The sequence below is a fragment of the Pseudomonas orientalis genome (assembly GCF_001439815.1).
GTDB classification, from domain to species: Bacteria; Pseudomonadota; Gammaproteobacteria; order Pseudomonadales; family Pseudomonadaceae; genus Aquipseudomonas; species Aquipseudomonas orientalis.
In genome coordinates, this window is the sequence record NZ_JYLM01000013.1 from 37004 (window position 1) to 59688 (window position 22685).

Here is a 22685-nt window from a genome sequence, read left to right on the forward strand (position 1 = left end):
GTTGCAGTTAGTAAATCGTTAGGATAATTTATCGATAAATCAAGGAGCGATTATGCGCAAAATAATAAAGCACCGGACGCTATCCTCCAGCAAAAATGGGTCTTCTCGATCCGTTTTTATCAGCATTATTCAATTCTCAGTTTTGCCAGATACCTGTTCATTGATGCCGCGAATAGATGTGTATTTACATTCGCCGTTCGATGTTTGTGGTTTCATGTTCCTGGCCTCTGGGTGCTCGCCTCCATAATTATTTACTGCCTTTCTTAAGGGTGCACAAAATATATTGGCTCGACTTCTGCCGACCTTGCTATTAGCAAGCCGGTCTAAGAGCGTGTGCCTGAATTTTAAAAAAGTTGAATGTTTGGCTATAAATTTTGCTATCAAGTAGTGTGGCAATTCTTGTGTCGGTCCGGAGCACTCCAAATGATAAAGACAGTAATATTTGTAACTCAGACTTACTTGCAATGGCTTTCCGCTGAAGCCATGCAAGATGTAAAAAGCTCTGGCATACGACTTGTTTTGCTCGTAAACGCTGGCGAGCCAATACTGAAATCGCTGGATGGTTTTTTCGACGATATAGTGCCATTGACGGGGCGATTGGGTACAAACATCAGGCCGGTACTTCCATATGAGGACATTCTGACTGTCGTGCAAGAAGAAGTGCGCACGGCTGGAGCGCCCGAAGCGGTGCGCTTGTTTTGCCAAGAGGAAGGGCATGTGCTGGACGCAGCGGCCGTTCGACAAGCTCTTGGTATTCCCGGAGACCGTCCCGAACTGGTATCGGGATTCCGGGACAAGATACTCATGAAAGAGAGGGTGCGCACTGCCGGGATCAGAATCCCCTTGCATGTCGTGCTTGATTTGCACTTGGCAGTTATTGATCCCGCTGAGTACTATCTGGCATTGAAACGTGAGATGGGGGCTAAACTAGTCATCAAACCAGTTGATGCGGCGGGTAGCCTTAATGTTTTTGTAGTCGAAAACGTAGGCGATTTTGTCGCCGCGATGGAGGCTATTCGTCTATTTGAAAATGAATTTAAGTATGAGGTCGATGAGTTCATTGAAGGTGACATGTTTCAGTGTGACTCTTTTGTGCAAAACGGCCAGATAAAATTCTGCGGTACCTTTGAACTCGGGTGCACTAACTTCGACTTTGTGCAAGGGCGACCTCTTACAGGTTACCCGACGCTCGATCCTGACGTATTAAAGACGCTTGAGGACTATAACGCACGAGTCATCAAGGCGTTGGGAATGCAAAACGGTTGTACGCACCACGAGTTTTTTGTAAATCCTGCTACCGGGCAGCCTACATTTCTGGAAATCGCATGTCGCTCCCCGGGAGGGGTAGGCGTTTACTTTCATATAATGAATAAGAACTTTAACTTGATAGATGCCTATCTTTACCAGAATACATTGCCTGATAGACTGGGTGAAATCAGGGTCACGCAAGCAAATAATGTCGTAGCGGCATTGTTGCCGGTAGGCCATGGACGCATTGTTTCATTAAACGAGCCTGACGTAGTCAGTCGTTATGATATACGCTGGATGGTGGAACGGGGGGCTGTGGTGAACGCCAATACAATTGCTGATGCTGCCGGTATTCTGACCCTCTATAACGACAATCATGATGAACTCAGATCGGACTTTGAGCGGCTGCAGCAGTACGTTCCAGTCACCTGTCAGCCTGAGCATTAAGTTACATATTATTATTCTTTATATAAATGATTCCATAGAAGGGGCGCTCGATGTACGTAGTATTAGTAGTTTGTCTACTTGCGGTTGTGCAGTCGTTGTTCGGCGTGGGGTTGTTGCTTTTCGGCACTCCCACGTTGCTGCTGATGGGGCTCTCTTTCCAAGAGGCACTTCAGGTTCTTCTACCCGCTTCGTTAACATTGAGTATTCTGCAGTTATGGGCTGATGGTATGAACGACACCGTAAAACCTTCTTTGGCCATTTGGCCTCTGCCGGGGCTGGCAATCGGTCTCTGGATCGCACTCGAAAGCGGATTTGATATCAAGCTCGAACTCATTGCTGCGATTCTGCTAGTAATCAGTGCCACATTGCGTTTGTCAGGCGGGGTCAGTCTCAGAGTGCGAGCCTTGATGCGTAGAAGCAATCGCGTAGCAATGGCCATCATAGGCTTAGTACACGGGCTGACAAACCTAGGTGGCAGCTTACTAACGGACTATGCCTCCACCTGTGAGGAGGACAAGAAACGCTGCCGTCAGTTCATTGCCTTTGGTTATGCAATCTTTGCCTTCACGCAAATTGTCTTGATCACCATCTTTAAAGGTTATTCCACATGGTCGATCACAAGCCTTGGTTATGCCGTGCTGGGAGGTGTAATTTACATGGCACTGGGAAGGCACGTATTTTTCAAATTTTCGCAGCAGCGTTATAGCGTCGCGCTGTCTATATTCATGCTGTGTTGCGCCAGTGTACTGACAGCCAAATATTTTCAGCTTTTCCCTACCGTGCATAGTTAGTGTTGCTTAGTAGCTTTCTGACGTCCGGCTTGCATCGATATTTATTATAAGGGATGGGTGTTGCATGCTGAAGTTTAGTGAGCTGAAAGGAGTTTATCTAATACTCTTCTTTATAGTGGCCTCGGCGGCTCAAGGCGTTTATTTATCCGGGATGCTGCAGCAGGCGGACATCTACTCCGTTATCATCGTGATATTTTTGGTGCTGACGATTCTTTTCGGTTTTTTTACTTGGATGCGCTCTTCGGAGTTTGTATGGAGTCGCTCCATCGCGATAAATCTATTCCTTATCAATCTCACTACGCTGGGGAACTGGTTCGGCTTTATGTGGGCAATAAAATATATTGAACCGGCAATAGCATCGGCTTTGTTAAACTCGGTAGGACCTGTGATTATATTAATGCTCAATGCAAGCGTTCTGAAGAAAGGTCCGATGAAGTTGCAAGAGGCTATTGCGTCGATCGGTGTTTTGATCGCTATGGTCATGAGTGGTGCAGTTATTCTCACTGGTCATTCGGCGGTGAGTGATATGGATCATGAACGACTCTATGTGGGAATCGCTATGTCCATACTCTGTGGTCTCTCGGTATCTCTGAATACAGTTATTTCAAAGGGACTGACCAACGAGCGAGTTCAACCACATCAGATTATGGCGTTCAGATTCTTTATACTCATAGTGGCTTCATTGGTGATGACCACCGGTAGTTCAATATCGTCGACGGTCGCGAACTATTATGTACCGTTGGCATTCGTTACAGTGTTGGGCTACTTGATTCCCATGTATGCACTGCAGGTAGGTTTGAAGTTGGTGGAGCCACTGACAGCGTCATTTTCGATGGCCTTGGCTCCGCTCGTTTTCATCGTCATTCAGATGTTCGATGCACGGCTTCAATTCTCGTGGTTTTCATTAATTACGATTCTCACTGCAATGGTGTTTATTGTATATGGTGTATATGTGAAGCATCTTGCGTCCAAGGTTGTGCCCCTTTAAGGGGGGGGCAATCAGCAGTATTGGTCGATGAACATTATAAGAGATAGTTGGGCGCGGTGAGTCCTTTGCCGCACTGACGTTGGATTGTCTTTGTTTCGCTTCTGCTAAATTCGGTGTCGCCCTGCTAGGGAGGGGCACTGGTCCGTTCGAAGTTTATATCCATTTTCTGGAGAAACTGCGGTGATCTTGACTGGCCATAAAATAAAAGAAGAAGTAACGGCAGGCCGCATTGTTATTGAACCTTTCAATGATGAATATATTGAGCCTAATTCGTATCGATTTCATTTGAACGATACGATTCTAGTCTACAAGGAGGGCGTGGTAGATGCCTATGATGAAAAACATGTCGAAACGTTCAAGATACCGCCCGAAGGGATGGTTCTTTATCCTAAAAAATTCTATCTAGGTTGTACGCAGGAGCGGATGGGAAGTTTTAACCATGCGTCTGAATTATATGCTCGTTTGTCGACTAGTCTGACGGGCATATTCATACAGACAAGTGCTCCGCTTGGACACACCGGCGCCATCATTCCCTGGACACTAGAAATCTTGGTGGCACAGCCCGTCAGAGTTTATGCAGGTATGCCAATCGGCAAAATTTGCTTCTGGGAAAACTGCGGTGAACCCACCACATATTCAGGGCGTTACAAAAATTCAAACACGGTCCTCCACTCGAAACTTACAGAGTTAAATCGATGATTCTTACAGGCAATGAAATTATGAGGGAAACGTATAACGGGCGAATAGTAATCGAACCGTTCGACGAAAGCTGTATTAATCCCAATAGTTATAATTTTACGCTGTCGGACACGTTTTTGGTTTACGAATCTGGAGTGCTGGATACGAAGACCGACAACAAGACATCAGTCATTAAAATGGTTGATGGCGAAATAACCCTGGAACCCTTTAGGCTTTATCTGGCAGCCACTCGCGAGCGGATCGGAAGTAATTATTACGCTCCAACGTACGCCGCACGTTCCTCTGTGGCGCGCTTGGGAATGTTTATCAATCTATCCGCACCGCTGGGGGATATTGGGTTTATCGGGAATTGGACGCTCCAGTTATTCGCAATCCATCCTGTAAAAGTCTATGAGGGTATGCGAATTGGTCAAATGATGTTTTGGCAACCTCAGGGTGAACGTCTTATTTATGACGGCAAATACCAAGGTGCAAGTGGGCCTATGAAGTCCCAAATCTATCGGGATATTCCGGCAGTTTTAGCAGAAGCTGAGTTCAATTGAGAATCGCGAGAATAGATATGCCACTTCCAGGGAAATATCAGAACTTGATGGTCGCTTCCGAGCGTACTACGGTACCGCCCACGATATTGCTGGGTGAGAGTTTTTTTTCAATGTCGATTGAGAACTATCACGTTGTCAACGAGGCGATTGAGCGTGTGCTGCACAAGATCCAGGCTACTTCCGGTGCGTTTCTGCAAGATCATGTGGCAGAGTTGCGGAAACTGGCCACTCAGTTGAAACCATCGACTGCGTTTGACGATGCCGTTGCGCAAGCCGTTGGCAAATTGCTACTCAATGCGTCCTCTGGTTTGGCGGTCCGTTCTGCGGCGGTTAGCGAGGACAATGGAAACCACAGCTACGCCGGCTTATATAAAACTCTCCTGGGCGTTCCTTCTAACGTTGAATCGGTTGGAAAGGCCGTCCTAGAGGTTTGGACTTCTTATTTCGAGTACGCTGCGGTTGCGGAGCGTTTATCGGCCGGGAGTCTGGTCGATGGGCTGAGGATGAATGTGATGGTGCAACCGCTCATTCCCGCGACCATCGCTGGCGTTGCTTTCTCCGCGTCACCCCAGCTTGGCGCTGGAGCTCAGCTTGAGTTTGTGGAAGGTACTGGAGATGCTCTGGTGTCCGGTTGGAAAACGCCAGTACTGGTCAATGAAGAACGACTCAGTGAGTTGACGGGTGTCCAAGAGCTAGCCTGTCGGCAGGTTTTTGAAGCGACTCATCAGCTGCGTGAACTTTTTGGTTATGAAGTTGATGTCGAATGGGCATTCTTGGACGATCAACTTTACGTTCTGCAGGTCAGACCTATCACCACGCTCGTTCGAGACAGCGACGACGACGTCGGTGAATTGCGCATTCATGATTTGTTTGGAATGTCTGAGCAAGAAATGCAGACGCTTCGTCCATTGCCTGCCTATGTCGAGTATTTTCGTTCCAAGCGCGGACCGCTTTTCAAGTTTGCAGCGAATCGGGATGTTGCTGTCGGCGGTGCGAAGCTCGTTTACTTCGACAATTTATTCCTCACTACTAACCCTGACGATGTATCAATTCTCGAGCACTTTCAGGCTGACCAAGTAATCTTGGACGTCAACGACAATATGCGTCAGATCGTCTTGCCCAAGGCGAAATTACTAGAGGAATTACGCCGGATTTCGTCGGCATCCAGCCGGCGATATTGCGTGCTTATTCGTGACTATTTGCGGGGTGACGTGGGTGTCATTACCCGAGTCGTGGCGAATGACGACGTCCTTGTCGAGTACACGAAGGAAGGCCTTCTCGCGCTTAACCGCGGAGGTGCAAAAACCGACGTGGCAATCGTTAACGAGCACGCAAAGCCCGTAGGACCGTTCAATCCTTCGGCACTTGCATCTCTCATTTCAGCTACACACGTTGCGCAACAGACATTCGGACCGGTCCAGTTGGAATGGGTACTTTCGGGTGATCGATTGTTTCTGATTGATATGTCCTCGCTCAGTGATGCTGGCGTAATCATGAGCAATCAGTCAGGCGACCTGGTTGTATCTGTAGGTCATGTAACCGGTCCGATCTGTTTGATTGAAGACAGCCCAGAGTTACTTGAACTCAGCGATGGCCCAGCCGTGAGTCTGACCGGAGTTCCGGATATCGAGACGATGGGCAAAACTTTCGATGAAATCATGCGGCGTATTCAGGATCACAAAGTACCTCCGATTGTCATGGTGTCGCGGCCATATGCAGCTCTCGCGCCACTTATCCCTCACGTGGCCGGCTTCGTGTTTTCCGGTGCAGCGGTTCTCTGTCATTTGGCGATCTTGCTCAGGGAGAGAGGCGTACCTGCTGTGGCATCGGAATCCATATTCGAAAGCCTGTATGACGGCGTTTCTTACACGCTCGATGCACGGCCTTGATCCCCCCAAACGAAACAAGGTAAATAACCATGAGCACTCTTTTTTTAGCGATGATGCAACCGGAAGAGCACAACAATCCAAATGCTCTTCAAGCTTCTCCTGTTCTAATTGTCAGTGGGCCTGCGCAGCCAATTCATTACGGCCGTAACACCGTCTTTTTAGAGACTGGAAAATTCAAGGCAGAAAAAGTTTCTTTACCGGGAATCAAAACCGAATGGAACGATACGTCATTCAAATCGTTTAACTATGACTTTGCGTTCTTCTCGAAACAACAACGAGCTCTAGCCGATAGCGCTCGAGATACATTGCTGCAGCACCTGCCTGTCGCCAGTGCGAAACAGCTGCCAGATTTGTTTCCATTAGTGGTGGCAATTGCAGAGGCGGGAACCATCAATGTCTATCAATTTGCTGACATGGGGCCGTGGGGCGTCGTGTATGTCAATTACCATTCTGAATACTGCACAACTCCGACCCCAGAGGTCATTGTTCAAGCCATTAAAAATGGCCATGAAGCTCTAAAAATTGCGCGCCGTAGTTCTAACGACTCCTGCAACTACGGCCGGTGGCGTCCGGATCTGGAAGTCGAGCGAAAATTCACATTTGACGGTATCCCAGATACCTGGAAGCTGATTAACAAGCTCTATGAGAAAGTTATTAGCGGCGATTTGCCGGGATTTGTTCCCGAGTTTAACCTTGATTTCCAGGTTTACGACTACGAGGCCAAAATTTTTGAAGTACTCGAGCCTGAAGACCAAGCCGGTTATATCGCGTTCATACCCCAGTCCAACGGAAAAGTCTGCGTGAAGCAGAAGTGGTTCAAGGAAAACGCAGAGGTCCGTAAAGAAACACTGCGTTTCAATGAAACCATTACTTCTCAAGACGAAGAAGAGTATGCGAATCAACTGTGCGGTGGAAAAGTGAAACGACTACCTGCCTACCGTCGCACACGTTTCGATGTCAATTTTGAGTCGCTGGAAACCGGTAATGTATACGGTATCTTCTTTGATATCTGCCGCTCTGTGGATGCCCCTGAAACGTTGGCTTTCAGCCAGTGCGAGGTTGAATATTGTCGGTCGCGTACATGGGGACCGCTGCAGAATATTTTTGAAGAGTATGAAGTGGCCTGTGCTTATGCTGAACGGTTTTTGACCGAGCAGGGTGTTAACTATGTACAGGACCTTTATTCGAAATTGGACTTTGTCAGAAGTCTGGATAAATCAATCAGCAAGGATAAGGAGGTTGCCCATGTCTAACTATTTCGTGGCCTATGGCAATTGGAAACTCAGGTTTGCTCAGCCTACGTTAGATGACAGTGAGCGTTTGCTTCGTCTCTATCGCTTACCGGCTGATCTCGACGCATCGTCCCATACCTTGCTGGAGGACCTTGCCGCCCAGATCGACACGAATTACTGCATCGAGATCTCGGCGGATGGAGCCGAGTCTGTCGGATCCCAACCTGTGAAGACGAGTAATCTGTTCGGTGATGAAATTCCGCTGGCGGTCGTAGAGCTCTCTTCAGATAAGCATTATAGAATTCATCATCGACTGACTCGGATAGATCCTTGGATAGTACACCTGATTCGCATAGGCTCTCCAGTATCCGTGCCGGAACGCACCTTGTGGAAAACCTTAGCTTCGTCCTTCGATAAAGACCATCTCCAGCTTAATAACTGGGAGTGCTTCTATATCAAGGGCCTGCCGGATACCGAACTGGAGCAAAAATTTCATATTGAAGGGAATTTTCCATATTTCTCTGTCTGTAAAGCTTGGTGGGAGCGCGTCGACGGGCGTCAAATCCCAGGTGTAGTGCCGCAGTTGGGTGATGAGATTCAATATTGGAGTTACGACAACCATTTTTGCGAAATTACCGAGAACACCAAAGGTGACAATGGGTATGTATCGGTGATGCAATATTGCAAAAGGAAGAGCAGCTGGGACGATCCATTGTTCACGTTCAAGAAAAAAGTTTTCAACGAAGATGCATTAGAACGATGGGAGCGAAACTACGAAAATCAATGGTTGCAAGGTGATCCCGTCAACGCGCTTTCCGAGTATTTCGATTATCCGCTCAAACGTTTGCCCGATTGGCGGCGTACCCGGCTGGACCTCGCTTGTGAAATTACCGAAACAGGCAATCTATTTATGGTCAATTTTGAAGACTGCCGTGTTCACGGCGCCGATGAAAATGCAGTGCATAAGGGTCGTTTGCAGCAGTGCGAGATCGAATACCTGAAAACTCGGGGTACTCCGGATGAGTCCCTTATCTACCGCGATTTCGAGCGTATTACCCAGGAAGTCGAGAAGTTTATGGACGAGCTGGGCTTGAAGTATCAGCGAACAAACTATTCGAAGCTGACATTCCTTCGTGAGTACGTGGCCGAGCAACCGGCTTTAGCATAAATTATTCGTTACTTTTGCTGTGGATTCTCACGGCAAAAGTTCTTTATCGCCTAAGGTATTCTTATGTCCAGAGATATTGTTCTCTCTAATGGCGTTGTCACATTCGCGATTCGTCAAACCACCGATACGACGAAGCTTGTTTCAAAACTCTTGCGTTTTCTTCATCCCTACTTTTCCGTCGTCAAGGAAGATAAACCGTCTTTCAGTATGCAGTTTCTGTCCTATGATGAGTTGCCGTCTGAGGTTATTGTTTGCTGTCGCGAACCTTTGATCGTCCGCCGTAGTACTAAAAGCTCTTTTGATCTATCTGGTCTGTATGGAGAAATTAAAGATGAGACGGTGGCGTTACTGGACGTCTCCACGAACACCGCATTTGTCGTAGATCGAAAAGAGCGTTTGGTTAAGGCGTATGTAAGCGATAACTCTTTCGTTCATCTAATCGAGTTTATTCGATATGGGACGCTTTTGGTGGAGGAGTCGAACGGCACGGTGCTTTTGCATGCCAGCGCAGTTACCAACGAGCAGGGAGCCTTTCTTATCCTCGGTGAAAAACATGCCGGCAAAACCACCACGATGCTTAGCGCCGTATTAGGTTCAGCCTATAAACTTTTTTCTGGCGACAAAGTATTGGTCCGTTTGAGAGATGGGCAGCTATGGGTTCGCGGCTGGCCAGACTATCCTCATATCGGCATGGGTACATTGAGCCAATATCAAGGATTGGCTCAGCAGCTCGGCGTCAACACCCTGACAACCTCGGGAACAGCCCGTGCTGACCATGACAAGGAGCTGGTGGACCCTGATATTTATCGTGAAGTGATTCCGCATGCGAGTACGGGGACGGTCGATACGTTACAGGGAATAGTTTTTCCCAATATATCGTCTGAGAGGAAGTTGTTTAGACAGATGGCAGAGTCTGAGGTCAATGTCGAATATCTGTCTCAGTTTGTCGAATACCCATTTGAATTCACACCAGGACACTGGCACGGCTTGTTCAGCAACCCGGCTCAGGTTTCTCCCACTCTGGATATTGAAATACTCAAACCCTTGTGCGAACTCCCTTGGCTGGTCTGTGAAGGCGGAGCTCCACTGCACATTGAAACGGTGAGCTGATCATGCCTGAACCCAAAATCAAATTGTGCATTATCGCTCCAGCAGGGTCAGGGAAATCGACGGTAGCCCGGCTGATCAGTGAGCGTGCTCAGGAACGCGGGTTAAGCTGTGCTGTCATCAAATTGGCAGAGCCGTTGTACGATATTCAAGCCAAGTTCTATGACACCGCCAGAATATCTATCGGGAGATATCAACAGAATCACCGTCTGCTTGAATCGATTGCAGACCATCTGAGATCTATTGATAAGTGGTCACTTGCCAATCATTTCAAAGAACGATACCTAGCCACTGAAGCCGACATTGTCATCAATGATGACCTTCGTGATTTAGATATTGACTGGCCGGTACTTCAGGAGCTGGGGTTCAGTGTGCTGTATGTCGAAGCGTCGGAAATAATCCGACATACACGGCTGCAAGGCCGCGGTGATCTCGAGGTGAGCGCAACTAGCAAGTTGGATGCCATTATCAAGCGCATCCCGGTCAACTTCACCATTGACAATAGTTCGGAGTCGCTCGAAGAGTTGATCGAGACTGTTGATGAACTCTTTGATACCTACTTGTCCGCTTATGAGTGCCTGTCATGAAGCGGCTTATCTGGTTACTCGTCGACGGTTTGCCCTTCGAGCTTGTTGAGCGATTTGCCACGCTGCTGCCAACATTGGGTAAGGTGATTGCAAACGGCAATGTCGCACGCCTAAAGCCTTGTCGACCCAATTGCCAGACGCCACCTTCATTGCATTCGCTTTATAGCGGTTTGGCTCCAGAGATGACAGGCGTCACCGGGTATTTTTTACCTCGAATAGACAGTGAGGATCCACTTTCCTTTGATGATGCATTTTCCATGGATCCTGCTGGTCGTCCCGAATACATTTGGGGGGCGGTTGCGAGAAACGGCGGTCGTATAAGGCTCTGCCACATCCCGTTCGCTAAAGAACGGGATATCGCAAATGCCGCTGTCACGGTTACCCAAGGCTTTGGAAAACCGCTGTCAGGGCCCACTGTCCATTCGCTTGAGGCGAGCTTTACTGCGCGGTTGTATGAACGGGTTGGTGCTACCTGGACTGCCAGGCTGCGCGATGGAAATGTCGTTCTTTCTGATGATATGAATCAACGCGAAATCCACCTTGCCCCCTATACGACTGAGCTGCTGGATCTGGGAGAAAATCTCAGTGCCGAGGTGTCCCTGGTTTTTGCCGACGGATCGGCGTTGTTATTGGAACACGGAATGTGGCGGCCGACTGTATTTGGCGATGCGGAATCTGTTCGTGAACTACACGCATTTTGCCGAAATCTGCCTTTTCAGGGTGCGACTTATTCGCGTCTATATAGAGAGTCCGGACTGGGCGAGACACTGCATGATGGAGGGGACGGAACTGCTGAGAAGAACTTGGTTTTTGCCGTCAGGAGCTTGGCCCGACGCTTCCAGGCGGAGCTGCTCCACAGCGTCCAGGCCAACGACGCGGATTTGGTCATGGGTTATCTTCCGACGGTCGACCTTGTACTCCACGAGCTACTGGGTTTCATCGACCCAGGTTCAACTTATGCTACGGCGCATGCTCGTAAACTCGTGGAGCCGCTGATTCTCGAAGTGTTGGAAGAGGTTGATTCTTTCATTGCTAGTATTTTGAAATATGCGGCGCCTGATATAGAAGTTTTGGTCAGCGCTGATCATGGTATGGCGGCCATACATCGAGTCTTTTACCCAAACACCGTACTTGCCCAAAAAGGTTGGTTGAACCTTACTCATAATGGCTCAATTGACGTACAGCGCTCACGGTGTTTTTACCACCCTGCTGAAAATGGACTGTTTGTGCTTAATCAGCAGTGGCTTGATGAACAACGTATGGATGCAAACGACCTATTGACACAAGTGAAAGAATTATTTGTTGGCGTACTGGGTACACCTGTCGAGTTCATTAGTTTTGGAGTAACGACGAACAAGATGCATTGGGACAGCCGGAATTATCTTCAATCACCGGTTCTGACCCAAGCCAAGGCTGACATCAAAGATGTGCCGATTGTGCCCAGTCGCAAAACAGGGGATCACTGTGTATACGGAGCCGACGCAGCACTTTTCGGTTTTATTGGTGATATGCGTGGAGGGTTGCTGCAGCAGTGCTCGGTTTTTGAGACTTGGGAATTAGGCGTGACAGCCAGGCGCAGCCTGATTGGAGGGTGCGCATGAAATGGCTCTCTGAGAATGCAATCCCGTTGCTCAGCGATGTCCATGGGAATGTTGATGGCTTGCTGCAGGCTCTGGAGCGGATCAAGTGCAACGGCATACAGTGTCCCCCCCTTTTTTTGGGCGACCTGTTCTGGACCGGGATGGAGGAGCGGGACCCACGAGCCGTACTTGAGCTGGTGATGAGTCTGCCGGCCACCGGTTTTATTAAAGGTAATACCGAGGACTATCTCTTTTCTGGCTGGCTCGATGCGTGGGAGCCCACGGATGAGGAGAACCTTCGAGAAAGGGCGACCATGCTGGCATTTCGGTCGAGCTTAAGTAATTCCGAGATCGCGTTCATTCAAGGCATGCCAAGAACTTTGTCATTTGAATATGGACGATCATCTTGCTTCGTGACGCATGCTTCTCCCAGCGATATCGAAAAGGGTCTCACTCTTACTTGTACAGCCGAGGAATGGGGGCAGCGTATGGCTCAGGTGTCGGCGGATGTTGTCATAACGGGACATTTGCATCGGCCATTTTCACACCGAGTGAATGACGTTCTACATGTCTGTGTAGGAGCCATTGGTCGTCACGGTGCCGATTATGACGGCATTATTGATTACGCACTATTAAATGAAACCCCATCCGGGATCTCCGTTGTTCACGATCGATTTCTTCAGCGTTAAATACAGTGCTCCGATACTTCGGAGTCATTAAGTTAATTCAGGAGTTGAGTGCATGGAAATTTTTGAAATGCTTGAGTCAAATGTTCGTAGCTACTGCCGTTCGTTTCCGATGGTTCTGCATTCTGCGCAGTTCCATCACGTTGTGGATGAACACGGCAGACATTACATAGATTTTTTTTCCGCCGCAGGCTCTCTCAACTATGGTCATAATCCAGAGTGTGCAGTTTCGGCTGTTGTCGATTACCTGAAATCGAACGGTATCGTATCTACCCTCGATATGTACTCCACTGCAAAACGAGATTTTCTGAAGTCGTTCAATGATGTCATCCTGAAGCCCAGGAACCTTGACTATCGGATACAGTTTACCGGGCCGACCGGTGCTAATGCCGTAGAGGCTGCTCTCAAGATAGCCCGCATGAAAACCGAGCGGAGCAACGTCATTGCGTTCACCAATGCTTATCACGGCCTGTCCCTGGGGGCATTGTCGCTGACCGGTAATCGTGAAAAGCGTGATGCAGCGGGCATCTCTCTGGGCGGAGTGACGCGACTGCCTTTCGAAGGTTATATGCCTGGGGTCGACACGCTGGGATTGCTTGAGAAAATGCTGGATGACCCTAGCAGTGGCGTGGATTTGCCCGCTGCAATCATTTTTGAGTCAATTCAGGCGGAAGGAGGACTGAATACCGCCAGCATCCAATGGATGCAGCGCTTGAGCCGTATTGCGTATGAGCGCGGGATCCTTTTGATCGCAGATGAAATCCAGACGGGTTGTGGCCGAAGTGGTCGATTCTTCAGTTTTGAAGAGGCCGGGATTGTGCCAGACATTGTGACCCTTTCTAAATCACTGGGCGGTATCGGACTGCCCATCGCTGTTGTGCTGATGAAACCGGAGTTGGATATCTGGAAGCCAGGGCAGCACAACGGTACTTTTAGAGGTAATAACCTTGCTTTCGTAGCGGCTAGGGCAGTGATTGAAACTTACTGGAAAAGTGCCGACTTTGTGAAGGGGTTGACGACTAGAGTCAATCTGCTTGATGAACTCCTGATAGAGATTCGCGTGGCATTGCCTAAAACATTTTCATTCGAACTGGCAGGGCGTGGATTACTGCGGGGATTGCGTTTTGACAATCCTGAAACTGCAGCTCTCGTTCAGGCTGAAGCCCTTCGTAATGGTTTGATTGTCGAAACCTGTGGACCTCGAGACGAAGTCGTCAAGTTGTTACCGTGTATCACCATTAAAGAAGAGGCTCTGAGGCAGGGGCTGGCTATTCTGGAGGCCGCCTTGAAGAATGTTCAGCATCAATCTTCCGTGCGAGAGATATCAGCGACTGTTTCATGAGTCGACTCAGACGTTGATACCCAAATTGCATGCCGAGGTGATGTATGGATAGTTCAAGTCGGAAATTTGTATTTATTACGGGTGGGGTTGTTTCGTCGATCGGTAAAGGCGTCGCCGCGGCTTCGTTAGCGGCGCTTCTGGAGTCACGTGGCATCCGCGTGACGCTGGTGAAGCTGGATCCGTATATCAATATCGATCCGGGAATGATGAGCCCTTTGCAGCATGGGGAAGTCTTTGTTACTGAAGACGGCGCAGAAACCGATCTGGACCTGGGCCATTATGAGAGATTCATTACTGCCCGCATGGGTAAACGAAATAACTTCACGACCGGGCAGATTTATAATTCGGTGCTTGCCAAGGAGCGGCGTGGAGATTATCTGGGGATGACCGTTCAGGTCATCCCGCATATCACCGATGAGATTAAAAGTTGGATATATGCTGGCGCTGGCGATGCGGAGGTGACGCTGGTCGAGGTCGGCGGCACTGTCGGAGATATCGAGTCGCAGCCTTTCTTGGAGGCTATTCGGCAAATACGCCTGGATCGCGGACGTATGGACACGTGTTTTGTGCATCTTTCTTATGTGCCTTACCTTGAGGCCGCGGGTGAGATCAAGACCAAACCGACTCAACACAGCGTGAAAGAAGCCCGACAAATCGGCATTCAACCAGACGTTCTGATCTGTCGGATGTCCCATCCGCTCCAGGAAGTGGAACGGCGAAAGCTTGCACTCTTTTGTAACGTCGAAAGCGAAGCAGTTATTTCATGTACTGATGTCGACTCCATATACAAAGTACCTGGTCTCCTTAATCGGCAAGGCCTCGATGAGTTGGTTTGTAAAAAGCTTGGCCTGACCACCATGCACTCAGACCTTTCCAAGTGGGAGACTCTGATTTATAAAAAAGAAAACTTTACACATGAAGTCAATATCGCCATGGTTGGCAAGTACGTTAGCCTCACCGATGCCTATAAGTCCGTTAACGAAGCGCTGATTCATGCGGGTATTCATATCCGCGCTAAAGTCAATGTCTATCCTATCGACTCCGAGCAGCTCAACGAAGACAACCTCCATGTCCTCGACGGGATGGACGCAATACTGGTGCCCGGCGGCTTTGGGCCAAGGGGGGTTGAGGGTAAACTCCGCGCTATTGAGTATGCGCGAACCCGCCGTAAACCGTTTTTTGGCATTTGTTTCGGTATGCAACTTGCGGTCACTGAGTTTGCCAGGAACGTAGCGGGCTGGAAGGGAGCCTCGTCCACCGAGTTATGTGCGGATACGTGTTTCCCCGTTGTATCCCTGATTAGTCGAGCTCGAGCTGATTCTAATTCGGTATTGACGCCGGATGTTGATACGAACGGTGTCATGCGATTAGGGGCGCATAAATTCACCATCGAGGCTTCAAGTTTGTTAAGTGAGATTTACGGTCGCAGTGAAGCGTTAGAGCGGCATCGCCATCGGTATGAGGTGACGCCGTCATATTTGCCTGACCTGGTCAAGGCAGGCCTGCGTATATCGGCACATTCTGCTGATGACAAACGCTTTTGTGAAGCCGTGGAATTAATTGATCATCCGTGGTTCATTGGCGTTCAGTTCCACCCGGAGTTCAGCTCGACACCCTCGACTCCCAATCCTTTGTTCAGGTCCTTCATTGAGGCTGCATTAGTCCACCAGCGGTTTACTAAGGTCGAGCAGTGCGCGGTTGTAGCATGAAGGGAGGCAGCGATCGCTTCGTTTATACGGTTGGGGGGCGCTATGAAAATTGCTGCAATATCTGATATTCACGGTAACGTTTGGGCGCTGGAAGCAGTGCTTAACGACATACGTCGGCAGGGTGTGGATCTGATACTTAACTTGGGCGATATACTTTCAGGACCCTTGGAACCGGCACAAACAGCCGATATTCTCATGGCGATGGATGGCGTTCATATAAAGGGAAATCACGAAAGGCAATTGCTTGACTGCGCTGAGACGCCGGGCGGGCACTCCGATTATTTTGCGTTTCTGCACACCACAGATCGGCACCATAGCTGGCTTAAAAGCCTGCCGTCGATTGTCTCACCTGTTCAGGACGTATTGATGTTTCATGGTACGCCGCAGAGCGATACAACCTGTCTGCTCGAACATTGGAATGGAGGAGCCTTGGTTCGCGCAGACTGCGCGTATGTTGATAGGCACCTTCACGGAAAGCGCTACAACCTTTATCTGTGTGGGCACTCCCATATCCCCAGGATCCTAGCGTTGGGCAACAGTTTGGTAGTGAATCCCGGCAGTGTCGGTCTGCAGGCCTACACAGAGGGCCCCCCCTATGATTACAACGTTCAGACCGGAAGCCCGCATGCTCGTTATTGTCTTCTCGAAAAAAGAAACTCAGGCTGGGTTGCACAGCATCGTTTGGTCGAATATCACGTCGAGGCAGCGGTAGCTACTGCGCGTAGCAATGGACGGGATGATTGGGCTCTGTGGCTACAGACGGGCCAGGTGACGAAAAGTGCATCTTGCTGAGCCAATAGGGAGGTGTAGGATGGCGATATGGATAAGTGAGGACGAACTCAGAACAATGATTCGTGAAGGCGGTATTCGAGAGTACAAGATTGAGCGCGATCATCCGGATTGGCGATTGTTTGTCAGGCCATTTCATCCCGGATCATCCTGGCTGGAGATTGATACAGTACAGGCTCCGGGGGGCCGTTGGAGCAGTTTCAAAGCGGCGAGTGCTTTCGCTTTGACGATCAATACTCACACTGTGGCGACAGTGAGTTGTTCAAGGTTGGCAGTACCTGACGCCCCTCTTAAGATGGCAATCGTTGGGTAGAGAAGCATTGTGAAAAGCTGATCAGGATGTTTAGCCTTCTAAAACCGGAACGAGAAATTCCGACTGCCAGAGAGCCTGCTGCTGAAGGGCGAGCACCTTCAAAGACAGAAATTTGGGCAAGGGGCCAATGTGCTAAATTTTCTGTGTTTCCGAGGTCGGCCTTCGAAGATGCGGTCTTGCGAGCATTTCCAGCGGTTCAGCTGTCCGCAATCTGACATACAGCTCATTCCATTCGCTTTCCATTGGAAAAAATCCATGGCACTTGATCGCTCCGACGTGGAAAAAATCGCTCATCTGGCCAGCCTTGGCCTCAGTGACGTTGATCTTCCACACATCACCTCAGCCCTGAACAGCATTCTCGGGCTGGTTAACGAAATGCAGGCGGTCAATACCGACGGTATCGAGCCGCTGGCCCACCCTCTGGAGGCCAGTCAGCGCACGCGCGCTGACGTTGTGACCGAAAGCAATAACCGCGATGCTTATCAGTCCATCGCACCAGCGGTCGAAAACGGCCTCTACCTGGTTCCGAAAGTCATTGACTAAAGGGAAATAGCCTGCAATGCATCAAATGACTCTGGCCGAGATTGCTCGCGGTTTCGCCCATAAAAAGTTTTCTTCCGAAGAACTGACCAAGGTCCTGCTGGCGCGCATTACCCAGCTCGACCCGCAGATCAACAGCTTCATCAGCATCACCGAAGAGCTGGCCCTCAAGCAGGCGAAAGCCGCCGACGCGCGCCGGGCCAACGGTGAGAACGGTGTCCTGCTCGGGGCGCCGATCGCTCACAAGGACCTGTTCTGCACGCGGGGCATCCGCACCAGCAGCGCGTCGAAGATGCTCGACAACTTTAAGGCCCCGTATGACGCCACCGTGGTCGCCAAACTGGCTGCCGCTGGCACCGTGACGCTCGGCAAGACTAACATGGACGAATTCGCAATGGGTTCGGCCAGTGATTCGAGCTGGTACGGCGCGGTGAAAAACCCGTGGAACCTGGAATACGTGCCGGGTGGCTCGTCTGGTGGTTCGGCCGCCGCGGTGGCCGCTCGTCTGTTGCCAGCCGCGACGGCTACCGACACCGGCGGCTCAATCCGTCAGCCGGCTGCGTTCACCAACGTCACAGGCCTGAAACCAACCTACGGTCGCGTATCTCGCTGGGGCATCATTGCTTACGCTTCCAGCCTTGATCAGGCGGGTGCAGTTGCCCGAACCGCCGAAGATTGTGCGATTTTGTTGCAGGGTATGGCTGGATTCGATCCGAACGACTCCACCAGCATCGATGAGCCGGTGCCGGACTACACCGCCAGTCTGAATGCTTCGTTGCAAGGCCTGCGCATCGGGGTGCCGAAGGAGTACTTCGGCGCCGGTCTCGATCCACGCATTGCCGATCTTATCCAGAACAGTATTAAAGAGCTGCAGAAGCTCGGTGCAGTGGTCAAGGAAATCAGCCTGCCGAACATACTGCACGCGATTCCGGCTTACTACGTGATCGCCCCGGCAGAGGCCTCCTCCAACCTGTCGCGTTTCGACGGCGTGCGTTTCGGCCATCGCTGCGAAGACCCGAATAACCTCGAAGACCTGTACAAGCGCTCCCGTGGCGAAGGCTTCGGTGCCGAAGTGCAGCGCCGGATCATGGTCGGTGCTTACGCGCTGTCCGCCGGTTACTACGACGCGTACTACCTGAAAGCGCAGAAGATCCGTCGCCTGGTGAAGAACGACTTTATGACGGCCTTTAATGAAGTCGACATCATCCTCGGCCCGACCACGCCAAACCCGGCCTGGAAATTCGGCGCCAAGAACAACGATCCGGTCGCTGCCTATCTGGAAGACGTCTACACAATCACCGCCAACCTAGCGGGCCTGCCGGGCCTGTCGATGCCGGCCGGTTTTGTCGAGGGTCTGCCGGTTGGTGTGCAACTGCTCGCTCCATATTTCCAGGAAGGCCGCCTGTTGAACGTTGCCCACCAGTATCAATCACACACTGATTGGCACGTCCGCATCCCGCAAGGGTTTTGAAACTGCTGCGCTCGGTAATGCAGTGTTGAAAACTGGCTTACCTTCGCTCACAACTTTTCAAAACACCGCAAAAGGCTAGGAGACACACATGCAATGGGAAGTCGTGATCGGGCTGGAGATTCATACCCAGCTCGCCACCCAATCGAAGATTTTCTCCGGTAGCGCCACCACGTTTGGCTCCGAGCCCAACACCCAGACCAGCCTGGTGGACCTGGGCATGCCCGGCGTGCTGCCAGTGCTGAACCAGGAAGCGGTGCGCATGGCGGTGATGTTCGGCCTGGCGATTGACGCCGAGATCGGCCAGCACAACGTGTTCGCGCGCAAAAACTACTTTTACCCGGACCTGCCCAAGGGCTACCAGATCAGCCAGATGGAACTGCCAATCGTCGGCAAGGGCCATCTGGACATCCCCCTGGAAGACGGCACCATCAAGCGTGTCGGCGTCACCCGTGCGCACCTGGAAGAAGACGCCGGCAAGAGCTTGCACGAAGAATTCCCCGGCGCCACCGGTATCGACCTGAACCGTGCCGGCACGCCGTTGCTGGAAATCGTCTCCGAACCGGACATGCGCAGCGCCAAGGAAGCCGTGGCCTACGTCAAGACCATCCACGCGCTGGTGCGTTACCTGGGCATCTGCGACGGCAACATGGCCGAAGGTTCGCTGCGCTGCGACTGCAACGTGTCGATCCGACCCAAGGGCCAGGCCGAATACGGTACGCGCTGCGAAATCAAGAACGTCAACTCGTTCCGCTTCATCGAGAAGGCGATCAACAGCGAAGTGCGTCGCCAGATCGAGTTGATCGAGGATGGCGGCAAGGTCATCCAGCAAACGCGCCTGTATGACCCGAACAAAGACGAAACCCGCGCCATGCGCAGCAAGGAGGAAGCCGACGACTACCGTTACTTCCCCGACCCGGACCTGCTGCCGGTGGTGCTGGAAGATTCGTTCCTCAATGACATCCGCGCCACCCTGCCGGAGTTGCCGCAGCAGAAACGCGAACGCTTCCAGGCGCAGTTCGGCCTGTCGGTCTACGATGCCAGCGTGCTGGCCTCCAGCCGCGAGCAAGCCAACTACTTCGAGAAAGTCGTGAGCATTGCCGGCGACGCCAAGCTGGCGGCCAACTGGGTGATGGTCGAGCTGGGCAGCCTGTTGAACAAGCAAGGCCTGGAAATCGACGAAGCACCGGTGAGCGCCGAGCAACTGGGCGGCATGCTGCTGCGCATCAAGGACAACACCATCTCCGGCAAGATCGCCAAGACCGTGTTCGAAGCGATGGCGGCAGGCGAAGGCAGCGCCGATGAAATCATCGACAAGCGCGGCCTCAAGCAAGTCACCGACAGCGGCGCGATTTCGGCCGTGCTCGATGAAATGCTCGCGGCGAACGCCGAGCAGGTCGAACAATACCGTGCGGCTGACGAAGCCAAGCGCGGCAAGATGTTCGGCTTCTTTGTCGGCCAGGCGATGAAAGCGTCCAAGGGCAAGGCCAACCCGCAACAAGTCAACGAACTGCTCAAAAGCAAGCTCGAAGGGTGATTGACTCTTTGCTGATCAGGAACCTTCCTGTGTCCTAATGGGGCCGGACACCGAGCAAACGAACGCTTCGAAAAACCCCGTATTACGAGAATTCCTTACCAAGTGCAAACGCTCGTACCGACTTCTGATTCGGGTTTGCGTTCCGCAAATCAACTTTTTGTGGGAGAGATGTAACGACCCGTGCAATTAGCCCTGCAAACGTCCTATTTTCGAAGCCTGCATGAGCATCGCCCAGCAGTTTTCAGATGGTCGTGAATGGTTCCGAGGCCGTCCGACCGCGTCAGACAGATCCTTGAGGATCCAGATCCATCTTCCATTCCCAAGATCAGTGAGAACCCCATGACCGTGAATGAACTGACGCAAGAGCAACGCCACGAACAAGCGCTGGATAAGTACAAGCTTGTTGTGCCTGAGCTGATGGACGAAATCAAGGGCCTGAGTCCCGATGATCAGAAAGGCCAGATCCAGTGGACGTTCGAAGGCGAAGAGGAAGCCCAGGGCCTGTAGCCTTAAGTGCCATCTCCAATCCAACCCTCACGAATTCGCCGCTCTCAAATACCCAAAGCCTCCAAACTCCTATTTCTTACTGCGCTCAGGACGACCATCCGGTCTTCTGTACCTGAATCCATATCAGGTACGGTGCCATGCTCCAAATCCTTACCCACCTTAGCGAGACGCGGCGCTGGCTGTTTTTACTGCTACTGTTCTTGTCCACTGCGTCCCACGCGGAAACGTGGGTCATTACAAACCGAGCACATCCAGTATCCGCACCTTCTGGCGCTCGCGTCATCTTCTTGGATGATCAGCAGCGCCTTGAAGAACAAATTTCCAACCAGCTACCAGCCGACCCACGCCAGGCAGAAGCGGCCATTCAACGCTACCTGATCAGCCCTGCAGGGAGGCATCTGCAAAACGAGCTGGCCCAAGCCCAGCAGGGCGTCACAGACGCCTGGAGCCTGCGAGTCGAAAAACTCCCAGCCGTGATCGTAGATCGTCGCTACGTCGTGTACGGCGAGCCTGACGTAGCTAAAGCCGTCGCGTTGATTGAACGAGCGCGGAGCCTTTCACGATGAGACGCTCACGTTTTGCGATCCGGCCTTTGTCGCTGGCTATCACTTTCAGCCTGTCATTCAGTGCATCGGCTGCGATCAACTCGGCAGCGATTATTGCCTCGACCCTGTCACCAACCTGCCTGGAGTACAAAGTGGTCGGCATCTGCTATTGGCTGCTCTGCACGCCATTCGGATGCAAAGTCAAAACCTCGACCAAGGTTCGTCACTACGTACCGGACGCTGTGGTGTCTGCATATGCGAATACCGGGATGAACCCTTGGATAGAGATGTCACCTCTTGGCACCCCGAATCCGATGGCCCAAGCGGGCAACGACGGCACTACCAATCACGTTGCCGAGAACAACATCATCAAATTTAAGGAAGCCGATGTCATCGGCCATCCAGGTGGTGCGGCGTTGAGTCAGTTTGCCAGCGCCTCGGGCTATGTATGCAAAGGCGCAACCTTACCGCTTGTGCCTTACTTTCTGAGCACCCTTGACCCCATTGCTTGGCGATACGGCGTCCCGGAATCCGTATACCCCGAAGCACTCATTCCGGGCATGCGCGAAGTCGGTAGCCTGCTCTCAGCAAGCAGCTGGGGGAACGTCTACCCGCGTAGCGGCTTCCTTAACCAGACTGACGACTACAAAACGGGCGCAGTTATTGCGCAGCGTGCCGGCGACGTAGTTACCCGCCCAGGCCAGGTCCATGTCTACTTGCCGATGCTCGCCCTTCCCTACCCCGGTTACTGGCCCGCAGGGCCGCTACGCGAAGGTGACGCCTCCACTGGTAAGTGGCAAGAGCTCACCCCAGTCCTCAACCCCACTTGCGCAACCTTTCCCACCATCGGTCCGAACATCGATGCGCAGGATGGCGGCTACGCCTGGGCACTCTGGCGCCCTTATTCGTGTTGCCAGCGTCGTGGACAGACCTTCCTCGGCAGTACGGACTTCCAATGAAACAGCGATCGG

The 22685-nt window shown here is 51.3% G+C and carries 21 protein-coding genes; all 21 read left to right on the top strand.

Going from position 1 to position 22685, the window contains the following annotated elements; all coding sequences use genetic code 11:
• The first annotated feature begins 423 nt into the window (after nucleotides 1–423).
• Nucleotides 424–1695, top strand: a complete 1272-nt coding sequence (locus TU82_RS24530) for an ATP-grasp domain-containing protein (RefSeq protein WP_072024069.1) — start codon at nucleotides 424–426, stop codon at nucleotides 1693–1695.
• A gap of 50 nt (nucleotides 1696–1745) precedes the next feature.
• Nucleotides 1746–2486: a TSUP family transporter gene (locus TU82_RS24535; protein ID WP_057725820.1), complete on the top strand. Its 741-nt coding sequence runs from the start codon at nucleotides 1746–1748 to the stop codon at nucleotides 2484–2486.
• Nucleotides 2487–2550: 64 nt separating this feature from the next.
• Nucleotides 2551–3474: an EamA family transporter gene (locus TU82_RS24540; protein WP_057725821.1), complete on the top strand. Its 924-nt coding sequence runs from the start codon at nucleotides 2551–2553 to the stop codon at nucleotides 3472–3474.
• A 180-nt stretch (nucleotides 3475–3654) separates the two neighbouring features.
• Entirely contained in the window at nucleotides 3655–4173 is a 519-nt protein-coding gene (locus tag TU82_RS28380) for a dCTP deaminase (protein ID WP_072024068.1), read from the top strand.
• Nucleotides 4170–4715, top strand: coding sequence for a dCTP deaminase (locus TU82_RS24545; RefSeq protein WP_057725822.1), 546 nt, complete (start codon nucleotides 4170–4172; stop codon nucleotides 4713–4715). Before TU82_RS28380 ends, TU82_RS24545 begins: the two co-directional genes overlap by 4 nt.
• A gap of 17 nt (nucleotides 4716–4732) precedes the next feature.
• Nucleotides 4733–6604 (top strand): PEP/pyruvate-binding domain-containing protein, encoded by a 1872-nt coding sequence (locus tag TU82_RS24550; RefSeq protein WP_057725823.1) that lies wholly within the window; start codon nucleotides 4733–4735, stop codon nucleotides 6602–6604.
• 29 nt (nucleotides 6605–6633) lie between these two features.
• Nucleotides 6634–7857, top strand: a complete 1224-nt coding sequence (locus tag TU82_RS24555; RefSeq protein ID WP_057725824.1) for a hypothetical protein — start codon at nucleotides 6634–6636, stop codon at nucleotides 7855–7857.
• Nucleotides 7850–9004, top strand: coding sequence for a hypothetical protein (locus TU82_RS24560; protein ID WP_057725825.1), 1155 nt, complete (start codon nucleotides 7850–7852; stop codon nucleotides 9002–9004). The genes TU82_RS24555 and TU82_RS24560 overlap by 8 nt, the downstream gene beginning before the upstream one ends.
• A gap of 63 nt (nucleotides 9005–9067) precedes the next feature.
• Complete coding sequence (locus tag TU82_RS24565) at nucleotides 9068–10114, top strand: hypothetical protein (RefSeq protein WP_057725826.1); 1047 nt, start codon at nucleotides 9068–9070, stop codon at nucleotides 10112–10114.
• A 2-nt stretch (nucleotides 10115–10116) separates the two neighbouring features.
• Nucleotides 10117–10698, top strand: coding sequence for an AAA family ATPase (locus TU82_RS24570; protein ID WP_057725827.1), 582 nt, complete (start codon nucleotides 10117–10119; stop codon nucleotides 10696–10698).
• Nucleotides 10695–12299: an alkaline phosphatase family protein gene (locus TU82_RS24575; protein ID WP_072024067.1), complete on the top strand. Its 1605-nt coding sequence runs from the start codon at nucleotides 10695–10697 to the stop codon at nucleotides 12297–12299. Before TU82_RS24570 ends, TU82_RS24575 begins: the two co-directional genes overlap by 4 nt.
• Nucleotides 12296–12967, top strand: coding sequence for a metallophosphoesterase family protein (locus tag TU82_RS24580; protein ID WP_057725829.1), 672 nt, complete (start codon nucleotides 12296–12298; stop codon nucleotides 12965–12967). The genes TU82_RS24575 and TU82_RS24580 overlap by 4 nt, the downstream gene beginning before the upstream one ends.
• Before the next feature lie 52 nt (nucleotides 12968–13019).
• Complete coding sequence (gene ectB / locus TU82_RS24585) at nucleotides 13020–14306, top strand: diaminobutyrate--2-oxoglutarate transaminase (RefSeq protein WP_057725830.1); 1287 nt, start codon at nucleotides 13020–13022, stop codon at nucleotides 14304–14306.
• Nucleotides 14307–14350: 44 nt separating this feature from the next.
• Nucleotides 14351–16015 carry a CTP synthase gene (gene pyrG / locus TU82_RS24590; protein ID WP_057725831.1) on the top strand — a complete coding sequence of 555 codons (1665 nt, stop codon included), beginning with the start codon at nucleotides 14351–14353 and terminating at the stop codon, nucleotides 16013–16015.
• Between the two features lie 42 nt (nucleotides 16016–16057).
• On the top strand, nucleotides 16058–16807 hold the full coding sequence (locus TU82_RS28385; RefSeq protein ID WP_082632092.1) for a metallophosphoesterase family protein: 750 nt from the start codon (nucleotides 16058–16060) through the stop codon (nucleotides 16805–16807).
• A 565-nt stretch (nucleotides 16808–17372) separates the two neighbouring features.
• Complete coding sequence (gene gatC / locus TU82_RS24595) at nucleotides 17373–17660, top strand: Asp-tRNA(Asn)/Glu-tRNA(Gln) amidotransferase subunit GatC (protein ID WP_057725832.1); 288 nt, start codon at nucleotides 17373–17375, stop codon at nucleotides 17658–17660.
• Nucleotides 17661–17676: 16 nt separating this feature from the next.
• Nucleotides 17677–19128 carry an Asp-tRNA(Asn)/Glu-tRNA(Gln) amidotransferase subunit GatA gene (gatA, locus tag TU82_RS24600; protein ID WP_057725833.1) on the top strand — a complete coding sequence of 484 codons (1452 nt, stop codon included), beginning with the start codon at nucleotides 17677–17679 and terminating at the stop codon, nucleotides 19126–19128.
• Between the two features lie 88 nt (nucleotides 19129–19216).
• Complete coding sequence (gene gatB / locus TU82_RS24605) at nucleotides 19217–20662, top strand: Asp-tRNA(Asn)/Glu-tRNA(Gln) amidotransferase subunit GatB (protein WP_057725834.1); 1446 nt, start codon at nucleotides 19217–19219, stop codon at nucleotides 20660–20662.
• A 339-nt stretch (nucleotides 20663–21001) separates the two neighbouring features.
• Entirely contained in the window at nucleotides 21002–21169 is a 168-nt protein-coding gene (locus TU82_RS24610) for a hypothetical protein (protein ID WP_420892984.1), read from the top strand.
• A 137-nt stretch (nucleotides 21170–21306) separates the two neighbouring features.
• Nucleotides 21307–21735 (top strand): TIGR03757 family integrating conjugative element protein, encoded by a 429-nt coding sequence (locus TU82_RS24615; RefSeq protein WP_082632087.1) that lies wholly within the window; start codon nucleotides 21307–21309, stop codon nucleotides 21733–21735.
• A complete protein-coding gene (locus tag TU82_RS24620; protein WP_057725835.1) occupies nucleotides 21732–22673 on the top strand; it encodes a TIGR03756 family integrating conjugative element protein in 942 nt (313 codons plus the stop codon). Before TU82_RS24615 ends, TU82_RS24620 begins: the two co-directional genes overlap by 4 nt.
• Nucleotides 22674–22685: the final 12 nt, after the last annotated feature.

What these genes read in the sequence shown, in the direction of transcription:
- TU82_RS24540 (WP_057725821.1), top strand. Translation starts at nt 2,551, where the DNA reads ATGCTGAAGTTTAGTGAGCTGAAAGGAGTTTATCTAATACTCTTCTTT.
- gatB (WP_057725834.1), top strand. Translation starts at nt 19,217, where the DNA reads ATGCAATGGGAAGTCGTGATCGGGCTGGAGATTCATACCCAGCTCGCC.
- pyrG (WP_057725831.1), top strand. Translation starts at nt 14,351, where the DNA reads ATGGATAGTTCAAGTCGGAAATTTGTATTTATTACGGGTGGGGTTGTT.
- TU82_RS24560 (WP_057725825.1), top strand. Translation starts at nt 7,850, where the DNA reads ATGTCTAACTATTTCGTGGCCTATGGCAATTGGAAACTCAGGTTTGCT.
- TU82_RS24580 (WP_057725829.1), top strand. Translation starts at nt 12,296, where the DNA reads ATGAAATGGCTCTCTGAGAATGCAATCCCGTTGCTCAGCGATGTCCAT.
- TU82_RS24575 (WP_072024067.1), top strand. Translation starts at nt 10,695, where the DNA reads ATGAAGCGGCTTATCTGGTTACTCGTCGACGGTTTGCCCTTCGAGCTT.
- TU82_RS24620 (WP_057725835.1), top strand. Translation starts at nt 21,732, where the DNA reads ATGAGACGCTCACGTTTTGCGATCCGGCCTTTGTCGCTGGCTATCACT.
- TU82_RS24555 (WP_057725824.1), top strand. Translation starts at nt 6,634, where the DNA reads ATGAGCACTCTTTTTTTAGCGATGATGCAACCGGAAGAGCACAACAAT.
- TU82_RS24570 (WP_057725827.1), top strand. Translation starts at nt 10,117, where the DNA reads ATGCCTGAACCCAAAATCAAATTGTGCATTATCGCTCCAGCAGGGTCA.
- gatA (WP_057725833.1), top strand. Translation starts at nt 17,677, where the DNA reads ATGCATCAAATGACTCTGGCCGAGATTGCTCGCGGTTTCGCCCATAAA.
- TU82_RS24615 (WP_082632087.1), top strand. Translation starts at nt 21,307, where the DNA reads ATGCTCCAAATCCTTACCCACCTTAGCGAGACGCGGCGCTGGCTGTTT.
- gatC (WP_057725832.1), top strand. Translation starts at nt 17,373, where the DNA reads ATGGCACTTGATCGCTCCGACGTGGAAAAAATCGCTCATCTGGCCAGC.
- TU82_RS24550 (WP_057725823.1), top strand. Translation starts at nt 4,733, where the DNA reads ATGCCACTTCCAGGGAAATATCAGAACTTGATGGTCGCTTCCGAGCGT.
- TU82_RS24610 (WP_420892984.1), top strand. Translation starts at nt 21,002, where the DNA reads ATGACCGTGAATGAACTGACGCAAGAGCAACGCCACGAACAAGCGCTG.
- TU82_RS24535 (WP_057725820.1), top strand. Translation starts at nt 1,746, where the DNA reads ATGTACGTAGTATTAGTAGTTTGTCTACTTGCGGTTGTGCAGTCGTTG.
- ectB (WP_057725830.1), top strand. Translation starts at nt 13,020, where the DNA reads ATGGAAATTTTTGAAATGCTTGAGTCAAATGTTCGTAGCTACTGCCGT.
- TU82_RS24565 (WP_057725826.1), top strand. Translation starts at nt 9,068, where the DNA reads ATGTCCAGAGATATTGTTCTCTCTAATGGCGTTGTCACATTCGCGATT.
- TU82_RS24530 (WP_072024069.1), top strand. Translation starts at nt 424, where the DNA reads ATGATAAAGACAGTAATATTTGTAACTCAGACTTACTTGCAATGGCTT.
- TU82_RS24545 (WP_057725822.1), top strand. Translation starts at nt 4,170, where the DNA reads ATGATTCTTACAGGCAATGAAATTATGAGGGAAACGTATAACGGGCGA.
- TU82_RS28385 (WP_082632092.1), top strand. Translation starts at nt 16,058, where the DNA reads ATGAAAATTGCTGCAATATCTGATATTCACGGTAACGTTTGGGCGCTG.